The 11603-nt window shown below is 73.5% G+C and carries 14 protein-coding genes; 11 read left to right on the forward strand and 3 right to left on the reverse strand.

Features of this window, described 5'->3' with window-relative positions; translation table 11 throughout:
- Both ACVNF4_RS25155 and ACVNF4_RS25160 read left to right on the forward strand, forming a co-directional pair.
- Positions 1-2181 (forward strand): glycoside hydrolase family 3 protein (locus tag ACVNF4_RS25155; RefSeq protein WP_461805150.1); only part of this gene is annotated, 2181 nt, incomplete at its 5' end.
- Positions 2182-2273: 92 nt separating this feature from the next.
- A complete protein-coding gene (locus ACVNF4_RS25160) occupies positions 2274-2921 on the forward strand; it encodes a DedA family protein (RefSeq protein WP_461805151.1) in 648 nt (215 codons plus the stop codon).
- Between the two features lie 29 nt (positions 2922-2950).
- Here ACVNF4_RS25160 and ACVNF4_RS25165 read toward each other — a convergent pair whose 3' ends face one another.
- Positions 2951-3481, reverse strand: coding sequence for a gamma carbonic anhydrase family protein (locus ACVNF4_RS25165; RefSeq protein ID WP_461805152.1), 531 nt, complete (start codon positions 3479-3481; stop codon positions 2951-2953).
- Between the two features lie 98 nt (positions 3482-3579).
- On the opposite strand from ACVNF4_RS25165, the gene ACVNF4_RS25170 reads away from it, so the two are divergent.
- The 3 genes from ACVNF4_RS25170 to ACVNF4_RS25180 are packed head-to-tail and all read left to right on the forward strand — an operon-like array spanning position 3580 to position 5561.
- A complete protein-coding gene (locus ACVNF4_RS25170; protein WP_461805153.1) occupies positions 3580-4359 on the forward strand; it encodes an acyltransferase in 780 nt (259 codons plus the stop codon).
- Between the two features lie 42 nt (positions 4360-4401).
- The gene (locus ACVNF4_RS25175; protein WP_461805154.1) at positions 4402-4974 is read left to right on the forward strand and encodes a helix-turn-helix domain-containing protein; all 573 of its coding nucleotides are present in this window, start codon (positions 4402-4404) and stop codon (positions 4972-4974) included.
- Positions 4975-4997: 23 nt separating this feature from the next.
- On the forward strand, positions 4998-5561 hold the full coding sequence (locus tag ACVNF4_RS25180) for a YbaK/EbsC family protein (protein ID WP_461805155.1): 564 nt from the start codon (positions 4998-5000) through the stop codon (positions 5559-5561).
- 16 nt (positions 5562-5577) lie between these two features.
- Here the strand turns inward: ACVNF4_RS25180 and ACVNF4_RS25185 are convergent, their stop codons facing one another.
- Complete coding sequence (locus ACVNF4_RS25185) at positions 5578-6618, reverse strand: cation diffusion facilitator family transporter (protein WP_461805156.1); 1041 nt, start codon at positions 6616-6618, stop codon at positions 5578-5580.
- Positions 6619-6675: 57 nt separating this feature from the next.
- Here ACVNF4_RS25185 and ACVNF4_RS25190 point away from each other — a divergent pair, with 57 nt between their 5' ends.
- Entirely contained in the window at positions 6676-7026 is a 351-nt protein-coding gene (locus ACVNF4_RS25190; protein WP_461805157.1) for an ArsR/SmtB family transcription factor, read from the forward strand.
- Between the two features lie 25 nt (positions 7027-7051).
- On the opposite strand, the gene ACVNF4_RS25195 is transcribed toward ACVNF4_RS25190, so the two are convergent.
- On the reverse strand, positions 7052-7462 hold the full coding sequence (locus ACVNF4_RS25195; protein WP_461805158.1) for a CoA-binding protein: 411 nt from the start codon (positions 7460-7462) through the stop codon (positions 7052-7054).
- Positions 7463-7623: 161 nt separating this feature from the next.
- Here ACVNF4_RS25195 and ACVNF4_RS25200 point away from each other — a divergent pair, with 161 nt between their 5' ends.
- The 5 genes from ACVNF4_RS25200 to ACVNF4_RS25220 all read left to right on the forward strand — a co-directional run.
- Entirely contained in the window at positions 7624-8352 is a 729-nt protein-coding gene (locus tag ACVNF4_RS25200) for a hypothetical protein (protein WP_461805159.1), read from the forward strand.
- Complete coding sequence (locus tag ACVNF4_RS25205) at positions 8349-9008, forward strand: SixA phosphatase family protein (protein WP_461805160.1); 660 nt, start codon at positions 8349-8351, stop codon at positions 9006-9008. The genes ACVNF4_RS25200 and ACVNF4_RS25205 overlap by 4 nt, the downstream gene beginning before the upstream one ends.
- A 9-nt stretch (positions 9009-9017) precedes the next feature.
- Positions 9018-9644, forward strand: a complete 627-nt coding sequence (locus ACVNF4_RS25210) for a YigZ family protein (protein ID WP_461805161.1) — start codon at positions 9018-9020, stop codon at positions 9642-9644.
- Between the two features lie 72 nt (positions 9645-9716).
- Complete coding sequence (locus ACVNF4_RS25215) at positions 9717-10868, forward strand: exonuclease SbcCD subunit D (RefSeq protein WP_461805162.1); 1152 nt, start codon at positions 9717-9719, stop codon at positions 10866-10868.
- A partial coding sequence (locus ACVNF4_RS25220) for an AAA family ATPase (protein WP_461805163.1) occupies positions 10865-11603 on the forward strand: 739 nt, incomplete at its 3' end. The genes ACVNF4_RS25215 and ACVNF4_RS25220, both read left to right, overlap by 4 nt.

The following is an 11603-nucleotide window of genomic DNA, read 5'->3' on the forward strand; positions in this document are numbered from 1 at the left end:
GGCGTCCGCGTCACCGCGCCCGCCACCGCCCTCCCCGCGCCCGTCCTCCTCGCCTCCGCCTTCGACCCCGGCCTCGCGCGCCGCTACGGACAGGTCATCGGCCGTGAAGGACGCGCCCTCGGCCAGGACGTCCTGCTCTCCCCGATGGTCAACCTCCTGCGCACCCCCTACGGCGGACGCAACTTCGAGACGTTCACCGAGGACCCGCTCCTCGCCGCCGACCTCGTCGCCGCCGAGATCGAGGGCATCCAGGGCGAGGGCCTCATCGCCACCGTCAAGCACTTCGCCCTCAACAACCAGGAGGCGAACCGCGAGACGATCGACGTCCGTGTGGACGAACAGACCCTCCACGAGGTCGAACTGCGCGGCTTCGAGGCCGCCGTCACCGCGGGCGTCGGCTGTGTCATGGGCGCCTACAACAAGGTCGACGGCGTCCACGCCTGCGAGAGCGAACGCCTCCTCACCGGCGTCCTGCGCGACCGCTGGGGCTTCACCGGGTGGGTGATGACCGACTGGTCCGCCGCCCACAGCACCGGCCCCGCCCTGCGCGCCGGGCTCGACATGGAGATGCCCGACGGGACGTACTTCGGGGCGGCGCTGAGGACGGCCGTCGAGCGCGGGGAGATCCCCGAGACGTACGTCGACCGGGCCGTGCGGCGGATCCTCACCGTGCGCGAGCGGTTCGGCCACCTCGACGGACCCACGACACGCCCCGCCCGGGACCCCGGAGCCGGTGCGGCCGTCGCCCTGGAGGTCGCCAAGGCGGGCGCGGTCCTGCTGCGCAACGCGCGGGGAACCCTTCCGCTGCGGGCCGGTGAGTCCGTCGCGGTGATCGGGGCCGGCGCGGACCACCCCTTCGTGAGCGGCGGGGGCAGCGCGCACGTGGTGAGCGAGGGCGCCGAGAGCCCGCTGACGGCGATCCGCCGCCGGATGGGGACGGCGTCGTACGCCCTCGGCGAGGACCTCTTCGGGAAGCCGATCCCCGACGGGACGCTGAGCCCGGGGTTCGGCACCGAGGGGCAGCGGGTGGCGGAGGGGTGGACGTACGAAGGCTCCTTCGCGGACGACGACGGCGGCGAGCGGACGTTCGTCCTGCACTTCACCGGCGACCCCGCCGCCCGCCCCCGGATCCTCCTCGACGGCGAGGAACTCTTCCCCCAGGCCCCCGGCTGGGGCGAGTACTTCGTCGGCGGACTCACCACCACCGCCCCCGACGGCCTCACCGTCCGCCGCGCCACCCGCCGCCTCACCCCCGGCACCCACACCCTCCGGATCACCGCACGCGCCGGCGGACTCTTCCGCCTCCGCCACATCACCGCCGCCACCCGCGCCCAGGACGTCACCGAGGCCGCTGCCGCCGCCCGCGCCGCCGGCCAGGTCGTCCTCTTCGCCCACGAGGACGCCTCCGAGTCCCTCGACCGCACCACGCTCGCCCTCCCCGGCAACCAGGAACGCCTCATCGAGGCGGTGACGGCGGCGAACCCGAGGACCACCGTCGTCCTCAACACCTCCTCCGCGACGTCGATGCCGTGGCTGGAGCGCACCGGCGCGGTCCTCCAGATGTACTACCCGGGCCAGGAGGGCGCCGCCGCGACCGCCGCAGTCCTCGCCGGGGACTGCGACGCGGGCGGACGGCTCACCCAGTCGTTCCCGGTGGACGACGCGCACCATCCCGTCGCCGGGGACGCGCGGCGGTATCCCGGTGCGGACGGGGTCGTCGAGTACTCCGAGGGCGTCCACACCGGGTACCGGTGGTACGACGCGCAGGGCGTGCGTCCGCTGTTCCCCTTCGGGCACGGGCTGTCGTACACGTCGTTCGAGTACAGCGATCAAGCTGTCAGTGCATCTATCGGTACAGCTGGTCAACGTGTCATCAAGGTGTCGTTCAACGTTGTCAACACGGGCGGGCGGGACGGGGTGGACGTGCCGCAGGTGTACGTGGGGCCGTCGCCGGACGTGCGCCTCCCGCAGGCCGTGCGGGTGCTGGCCGGGTACCGGAGGGTCGCGCTGCGGGCGGGGGAGCGGCAGCGGGTGACGGTGGAGGTGGCGGCGCGGACGCTGTCGGTGTGGGACCCGGGGGCGGGCGGGTGGGTGCTGGGGACGGGGACGCGGACCGTGTGGGTGGGGGCGTCCGCCGGGGAGTTGAGGCTCTCGGCGCGGGTGGAGGTCGGACGTCCCTGAGGCACAGGGCGGCTCGGTCCGGCCTCGTGGTGCACCTCGCGCGGGCGATAGGCTCGCGGGAGTCCATCGACGTCAACGGAAGGAACCCGGCGGTGCACGTCCAGGAGTGGCTCGACTCGGTGCCTCCGGTCGCCGTCTACGCCGTGGTCGGGCTGATCATCGGCCTGGAGAGCCTCGGAATCCCGCTGCCCGGGGAGATCGTCCTCGTCTCGGCGGCCCTGCTCTCCTCCCAGCACGCGGGCATCAACCCGATCATCCTCGGGGCCTGCGCGACCGTCGGAGCCGTCGTCGGCGACTCCATCGGCTACGCGATCGGCCGCAAGGGCGGACGGCCGATGCTCGCCTGGCTCGCCAAGAAGTTCCCCCGCCACTTCAGCGAGGGACATGTCGCGACCGCCGAGCGCTCCTTCCAGAAGTGGGGCATGTGGGCCGTCTTCTTCGGCCGGTTCGTCGCCCTGCTGCGGATCTTCGCCGGGCCCCTCGCGGGTGTCCTGCACATGCCGTACTGGAAGTTCCTCACGGCGAACGTCCTCGGCGGGATCGCCTGGGCCGGCGGCACCACCGCCGTCATCTACTACGTCGGGATCGTCGCCGAGGACTGGCTGAAGCGGTTCTCCTGGCTCGGTCTCGTCCTCGCCGTGCTCATCGGCGCCACCTCGATGCTGGTGCTCAAGCGCAAGGCGAAGAAGGCGCAGGCCCAGCAGCATGCCGAGCCGGAAGCGGTGCCCGCCGCCGAGTGAACCGGGGCGGGCCGCAAGGCTTCAGGGCCTCACCCGCCGTGAACTCCCTTGTGCGCCTTGGCCAGTTCCGCGTACCCCGTGCCGTTCAGGGTGACCCCCGCGCGCTCCTCGGGGGTCAGCTCGCGGCGGACCTTCGCCGGGACGCCGGCGACCAGGGAGCCGGGCGGGACGACCATCCCCTGCGGCACCAGCGCCTGCGCGGCCACCAGCGAACCCGCCCCGATCACCGCCCCGTTGAGGACGGTCGCGCCCATCCCGACCAGACAGTCGTCCTCGACGGTCGCGCCGTGCACCACCGCGTTGTGGCCGACGGAGACGCGCTCGCCGACGCGCACCGGGAAGCCGGGGTCGGCGTGCAGCGTGCAGTTGTCCTGGATGTTGCTGCCCGCGCCGACCGCGATCGACTCGACGTCCCCGCGCAGCACGGCCCCGTACCAGACGCTGGCGCCCGCGCCGAGCGTGACGTCGCCGATCACGGTCGCCGTCGGCGCGACGAACGCCTCCCCGTCGATCTTCGGCTCCTTGCCCCCGATGCCCGTGATCAGAGCCTTCTGCGTCATCGCCGTCTCCTCCTGTCGGTCGTGTCACCGCACGGTACGCCACCGGGTGGGGTGAAGATCACAGCGCGGGGGCCTGCGGGGACGACTACGGTGGGCGCGTGCCGAAGCCCAAGAACACGTTCTCGTCCTGGCGGCGTCGCCTGGCCCAGCGCGCCGTGCACGCGGGGTGGGAGTGGGTGCGGCGCACGGGTTCGGTGACCGCCGAGCACCCCGGCCGGCTGCGGTTCGGCGCGCTCGGCGAGCACACCCGCCTCGCCTTCCCGCTCGGCACGGTCTTCGGGGAACCCTGGATCCACCTCGGCTCGCACTGCATCGTCGCCGAACAGGTCACCCTGACGGCCGGTCTGATGCCCGACCTCGACCTCGGCCCCGAACCCATCCTGCGCATCGGCGACGGCGTCGTCCTCGGCCGGGGCAGCCACGTCATCGCGGACACGACCGTCACGATCGGCAGCGACTGCTACTTCGGCCCGTACGTCTACGTCACGTCCACGAACCATTCCTACGACGATCCCCACGAGCCCATAGGCAAGCAGTGGCCCCGCATGGAGCCCGTGGAGATCGGCCCCGGCTGCTGGATCGGGACCGGCGCGGTGATCCTGCCCGGCGCGCGGATCGGCCGCAACGTCGTCGTGGCCGCCGGTGCGGTGGTCCGCGGCGAGGTGCCCGACCACGCGGTCGTCGCCGGGGCGCCCGCCAGGGTCGTCCGCCGCTGGACCCCCGTCGACGGCTGGCAGCCGCCCCTGCGCACACCCCCGCCGGTGCCGATCCCCGAGGGCGTCACCTCCGAGGAACTCGTCGCGCTGTCGGAGCTGGACGAGGAGGCGGTGGCCGGTCTTGAGCGGCTCTCGCGACTTGAGACCGAGGGCGGCCGTTAGACTCGGCGGTTCCCAGTACCGGCCCCCTGAAGTGGATGAATCGTGGCGGACCTCGAACTGCTCACCCAGTACCTGGCGCGCAACGTCAAGCACTGGCGGGCGGTGCGCGGGTTCACCCTCGACGTGCTGGCCGCGCGGGCCGGGGTCAGCCGGGGGATGCTCATCCAGATCGAGCAGGCCCGCACCAACCCGAGCATCGGCACGGTCGTGAAGATCGGCGACGCCCTCGGCGTCAGCATCACGACCCTCCTCGACTACGAGCAGACCACGAAGGTCCGTATCGTCCCCGCCGAGGACGCCGTCCGCCTCTGGCACACCGACGCCGGCAGCTTCAGCCGCCTCCTCGCCGGCACGGAGGCCCCCGGCCCCGTCGAGCTGTGGGAGTGGAAACTCATGCCGGGGGAGAGCAGCACCTCCGAACCCCACCCCGCCGGCACCGTCGAACTCCTCCACGTCACCTCCGGCGAACTCACCCTCACCGTCGACGACACGGACTACCGCGTCCCGACCGGCGCGAGCGCCACGTTCGACGCCAACAACCCTCATACGTACGGGAATCAGGGGGCTGTTCCGGCGACGCTGGTGCTGGCGGTGTCGGTGCCGCCGGTGTCCTGAAGCCCTCCTGTTAGCGTGCCCCCATGCGCGCACCCATCGGAGACTTCGACACCGCGACCCCCGCCCCCGACTGCCTGGCCGACCTGGTCACCCCCGTCGCCGACGCCGTCCGGGGCTGGTCGGCGAGTGTGCCCGCCGACCAGATCCTGTACGTCGACACGGACCCCGAGTGGGCCGACACGGCCGTGTTCGTCCAGCACTACGGCCCGGAGTTGCTGGAGCAGTCCGCGAACTGTGTCGTCGTCGCCGCAAAGCGCGGCGGGGAGACGACGCTCGCCGCGTGCGTGGTCCTGTCGGCCACCCGGGTCGACGTCAACGGCGTCGTCCGACGCCAACTCGGCGCGCGCAAGGCGTCGTTCGCGTCCATGGACACGGCGGTCGGCGAGTCCGGAATGGAGTACGGCGGCATCACGCCGATCGGACTCCCCGCCGCCTGGCCCCTGTTGGTGGACGCGGCCGTCGTCGACCTCCCGTGGGTGCTGGTCGGCAGTGGCCGCCGCCGGGGCAAACTCCTCGTCCCGGGCAAGGCGTTCGGGGAGCTGCCGGGGGTGGTTGTGGTGGAGGGGCTGGGGGTCGCCGCGGGCTGAAGGGTGCGACACGGCCTCAGTTGATGCCCCGTCCGTGGTGCGCCAGCGTCAAGTGCGGGTCCGCCAGCCCCGGTTGAGGTGTCGGGTCCGCGTGGACCAGGGCCGCCGTGAGCCGGGGGACGGCGTGCAGCAGGGCGTGTTCCGCCTCGACGGCGATCGCGTGAGCCTGACGGACCGTCACCTCGCCGTCCACCACGACCGCGACCTCCGCGCGCAGCCGGTGCCCGATCCACCGCAGCCTCAACTCGCCGACGTCCCGCACGCCTCGCACCTCACGCAGTGCCGCCTCCGCACGGTCCGTGAGCGCCGGGTCGACCGCGTCCATGACGCGCCGCAGCACCTCGCGGGCGGCGTCCCGCAGGACGAGGACGATCGCGGCGGTGATCGCCAACCCCACGACGGGGTCGGCGAGTTGCCACCCCAGCGCCGAACCGCCCGCGCCGAGCAGCACCGCGAGGGAGGTGAACCCGTCGGTGCGGGCGTGCAGTCCGTCGGCGACCAGCGCGGCCGAGCCGATCTCGCGGCCGACCCGGATCCGGTACCGGGCCACCCACTCGTTCCCGGCGAAACCGGCCAGCGCGGCGACAGCGACCGCCCCCACGTGACCGACGGGACGCGGATCCAGCAGCCGCCCGACCGCCACCCACCCGGCGAACACCGCCGACGCCGCGATCGTCAGCACGATCACGATCCCCGCGAGATCCTCCGCCCGCCCGTACCCGTACGTGAACCGCCGGGTCGCCGCGCGGCGGCCCAGCACGAACGCGATACCGAGGGGGACGGCCGTCAGCGCGTCCGCCGCGTTGTGGACGGTGTCGCCGAGGAGGGCGACCGAGCCGGAGAGGGCGACGACGGCGGCCTGGGCGAGGGCGGTCGCGCCGAGGACCGCGAGTGAGATCCACAGGGCGCGCATCCCGCGCGCGGAGGACTCAAGCGCCGGGTCCAGCTTGTCGGCGGTCTCGTGGGAGTGGGGGCGCAGGAGATGGCGCAGGCGATGTCCGTGTGCGTGCGTGTGGGGGTGTTCGCGCGGGTGCTGGTGGTGTGCGTGTGCGGTCATGGCGTCGCCCCTTCCCTCGCCCTGGACTTACCCCGTCCCCGCCGCCATCATGTGCGTATGAGCGCACGCATGCACCTTTCATCTGCACACCATGCGCACCCACACACCCCCGGCGAGGAACAGTTCGCCCTCGCCGCCGAACTCCTCGCCCTCCTCGGCGACCGCACCCGCCTCACCCTGCTGCACGCCCTGACGAAGGGCGAGGCGGACGTCGGGACGCTCACCGAGGCGTGCGGGGCGGCGCGGCCGGCGGTGAGCCAGCATCTGGCGCGGCTACGGCTCGCCGGTCTCGTGAGCACGCGCAAGGACGGGCGGCGCGTCATCTACACGCTGCGCCACCGGCATCTCGGGCGGCTGGTCGAGGAGGCGCTGAGCGTGGCCGACCACCGGATGAACGAGACGCGGTAGCCGACCCGTGGTGGGTCCCGGCCGGTCAGCGGTCCAGTCGCGGTATCTCGATAGCGGGGCAGCGGTCCATGACCATGTCGACGCCCTGCGCGCGCGTACGCGCGTACGCGTCCTCGTCGACGACGCCGAGCTGGAACCACACCGCCTTCGCGCCCTTGGCGACCGCCTCGTCGGCCACCGCGCCCGCGAGGTCGCTGTTCACGAAGACGTCCACGACGTCCACGGGGAACGGGATCTCCGCGAGGGACGCGTACCCCTGCTCCCCGTGCACCGTCTCCGCCTTGGGGTGCACCGGGACGACCCGCTTGCCGAACCCCTGGAGCACGCGTGCGACGCCGTACGCCGCGCGCGAGGGGTTCGTCGACAGGCCCACCACGGCCCAGGTGTCACCGCTCTCGGTGAGGATCTTGCGGATCGTTGCCTCGTCGCCGTACACGGTCGGCCTCCAGGGGACGCGGGTCGAAGTCTCTGCCCCTGGCCAACCACCGCCGGGGGCGTGCGCATTCCGCGCGCGGGGCGTGCGCCACCGTGTCCTGATTCATAGCCTTTCCGCTCCATCGGACTGCGCGCGGGCCCCGGGCCGCCTACGCTCGCCCCGTGCTCCGCATCATCGACGCCCGTACCGGCGAGTCCGTCGCCGCAGCCCCTGTCCGCCGTGGTCTGACCCGCGTCGAGGTGCATGCCTCGGGGTACGGGACGGGCACGCTGCGGGTGCTGCTCGTCTCCGATCTCCTCGTCCGGGCGCTGGAACTGGGCGGCACACCGGTGTGGGCGCTGCTCACCGGGGCACGTGATCAGGCCGAGTTGCGGGCCGGTGCGCTGGCGCTCGGGGCGCGGCCGTTCGAGGACAGCCGGGACGTCGGCGAGGGGCTGGGGGAGGCGCAGGTGGTGCACGTCGCGCCGGAGGACGGTCCGACACCCGACGGGGTGCTGATCACCGTGGCCCCCGTGGAGGGCGTGACGAGCCCCTCCGCGGCCTTGGACACCGACCCGGCGATCCTGCGCCTCGCGCTGCTCTCCGCGCGCCGTGAGACGCCCCTGAGGCTCGACACGGACGCCGTGGACGAGGCCCGCGAGACCCTCGCGCGCTGGCGGCACGCCGTCGCCGACTGGGCCCGCCGCCCCTCACGCCCCGTCCCCGACGCCGTCCGCACCCGCCTGCGCCGCGCCTGGGAGAACGACCTCGACATCCCCGCCGTCCTCGCCCTCCTCCACACCGTCGAGACCGACCCCGCCCTCCCCGACGGCGCCCGCTTCGAGACCTACGCCTACGCCGACCGCCTCCTCGGCCTCGACCTGGTACGGGATCTCGGGAGCGTGGGGTGAGCGCGCGGGAGGAGGGGGCTGTGGAGGGTCAGGCGGGAGCGTTCATGGAGAGCGGTGCGGCCTCCCGCGCGGGAGCGCCGGTGGAGAGCCGAGGCACCGGTGCCGTGCCCGCCGGTCCCGGCCCCCTGCGGCGCCTCGTCGTCCTGCGGCACGCCAAGTCCGCGTGGCCGGACGGGGTTCCCGACCACGACCGTCCCCTCGGCCCGCGCGGGCTGCGGGACGCCCCCGCCGCCGGGCGGGCTCTCGCCGAGGCCGACTGCCTGCCCGACCTCGCCCTGTGCTCCACCGCCGAGCGCGCCCGCCGCACCTGGGAACTGGCGTCCGCGCAATGGGGCACCCCGCCGCCGGTACGGTACGACCCGCGCCTGTACGGGGCCGACTTCCTGGAGCACCTCGGCGTCCTGCGCGAGACACCCCCCGAGGTCGAGACCCTCCTCCTGGTCGGCCACAACCCCGGCCTCGAAGACGTCGTACTCGCCCTCGCGGGAGACGGCGTGGACGACACCCTGGACCGGGTCGCCGTGAAGTTCCCCACCTCCGCGATCGCGGTCCTCACCTGGCACGCCCCCACCTGGCGCACGCTCGCGCGCGGGACGGCGCTGCTGACGTCGGTGATCGTCCCGCGCGGGGAGAAGCCCCGGCCACAGGCCCACTAGGCTGGCCGGATGCAGGACGAGTACCGCACCGTCGCCCGCGCGGGCGTCCACGAGACCGAGGTCAACCGCTCCCGCTTCCTGTGCGCGCTCGCCCCGGCGGCCACCGAACAGGAGGCGCAGGAGTTCGTGGCGGCCGTCCGCAAGGAGCACGCCGACGCCACGCACAACTGCTGGGCGTATGTCATCGGCGCCGACGCGTCCGTCCAGAAGGCGAGCGACGACGGCGAACCGGGCGGCACGGCGGGGCTCCCGATGCTCCAGATGCTGACCCGCAGGGACATGCGGTACGTCGTCGCCGTCGTCACCCGCTACTACGGCGGCGTCAAACTCGGCGCGGGCGGACTCATCAGGGCGTACGGCGGTGCCGTCGGCGAGGCCATCGACAACCTCGGCACGATCACCCGCCGCCGCTTCCGCCTCGCCACCCTCACCGTCGACCACCAGCGCGCCGGCAAGCTCCAGAACGACCTGCGCGCCACCGGCCGCGAGGTCCGCGACGTCCACTACGGCGAGGCGGTGACCATCGAGATCGGCCTCCCCGACGCCGACGTCCCCGCGTTCGAGGGCTGGCTCGCGGACGCCACGGCGGGCACCGCCGGGTTCGAGCCGGGCGGAGAGGCGTACGGGGACGTGTGAGGGACACCCGAGGACGCCGGTGCCAGGGGGATCGTCCGTGATTGTCAGACCCGGCCGATAGCCTCGGGGACCATGAGGCTCCTGCACACTTCCGACTGGCATCTGGGCCGGGCGTTCCACCGGGTGAACATGCTCGGCGCCCAGGCCGAGTTCATCGCGCACCTCGTGGCGACCGCGCGCGAGCGCGAAGCCGACGCGGTGGTCGTGTCGGGAGACGTGTACGACCGCGCGGTCCCGCCGCTGGCGGCGGTGGAGCTGTTCGACGACGCCCTGCACCGGCTGGCCGACCTCGGCGTGCCGGCGGTGATGATCTCCGGGAACCACGACTCGGCCCGCCGCCTCGGCGTCGGCGCCGGCCTGATCGACCGCGCGGGCATCCACCTCCGCACGGACCCCGCCTCGGCAGGCACCCCGGTGATCCTCGCGGACGCGCACGGGGACGTCGCCCTCTACGGCCTCCCGTACCTCGAACCGGCCCTCGTGAAGGACGAGTTCGGCGTCGACAAGCCCGGTCACGAAGCGGTCCTCGCCGCCGCCATGGACCGCGTCCGCGCCGACCTCGCCACCCGCGCGCCGGGCACCCGCTCCGTCGTCCTCGCGCACGCCTTCGTCACGGGCGGGCAGCCCAGCGACAGCGAACGGGACATCACGGTCGGCGGCGTCGCGTCCGTCCCGGCGGGCGTCTTCGACGGCGTCGACTACGTCGCCCTGGGCCACCTCCACGGCGCGCAGACCCTCACCGACCGCGTCCGCTACTCCGGCTCGCCCCTCCCGTACTCCTTCTCCGAGTCGGCCCACCGCAAGAGCATGTGGCTGATCGACCTGGACGCGGCAGGGCAGGTCACCGCCGAACGCCTCCCGTGCCCCGTCCCGCGCGCGTTGGCCCGCATCCGGGGCCCCCTGGACGACCTCCTGGCGGACCCGGCGCTCGCGCGCCACGAGGACGCGTGGGTGGAAGCCACCCTCACCGACCCGGTCCGCCCCGCCGACCCCATGGCCCGCCTCACCGCCCGCTTCCCCCACACCCTGAACCTCGTCTTCGCCCCCGACCGCCCCCCGGAGGACCCCGAAGCCTCCTACGCCCGCCGCCTCGCCGACCGCACGGACGAACAGATCGCGGAGGACTTCGTGGCGCACGTGCGGGGAGCGGGCCCCGACGCGGACGAACAGGGCGTCCTGCGGGCCGCGTTCGACGCCGTCCGAGAGGAGGAGGCCACCCGATGAGGCTCCACCATCTGTCCCTCACCGCCTTCGGCCCCTTCGGCGCCACCCAGACCGTCGACTTCGACGCCCTGTCCACGGCCGGCCTGTTCCTCCTCCACGGCCCCACCGGCGCCGGAAAGACGTCCCTCCTGGACGCCGTCTGCTACGCCCTGTACGGCGCCGTCCCCGGCGCCCGCCAGAACGGCCAGGGACTCACCCTCCGCAGCGACCACGCCGACCCGGGCGTCCGCACGGAGGTCGTGCTCGACCTGACCGTCGCGGGCCGCCGCCTGGAAATCACCCGGCAGCCCCCGTGGGAGCGCCCCAAGAAACGCGGCGCGGGCACGACACTCGACAAGGCCCAGAGCTGGCTGCGCGAGCACAAGGCCGGCGCCTGGAAGGACCTCAGCCGCTCCCACCAGGAGATCGGCGAGGAGATCACCCAACTCCTCGGCATGAGCCGCGAACAGTTCTGCCAGGTCGTCCTGCTCCCCCAGGGCGACTTCGCCAGGTTCCTGCGCTCCGGCGCCGAGGAGCGCGGGAAACTCCTCGGCCGCCTTTTCGACACCCAGCGCTTCGCCGAGGTCGAGAAACGCCTCGCGGACCGCCGCCGCACGACGGAAGCCCAGGTCAAGGAGGGCGACGCGAGCCTCCTCGCGGACGCCCACCGCATGCAGCAGGCGGCCGGCGGCGCCCTCGACCTCCCCGACCTCACCCCCGGCGAACCGGGCCTCGCCGAAGCCGTCCTCGGCGCGG

Source organism: Streptomyces sp. S6 (assembly GCF_054880855.1).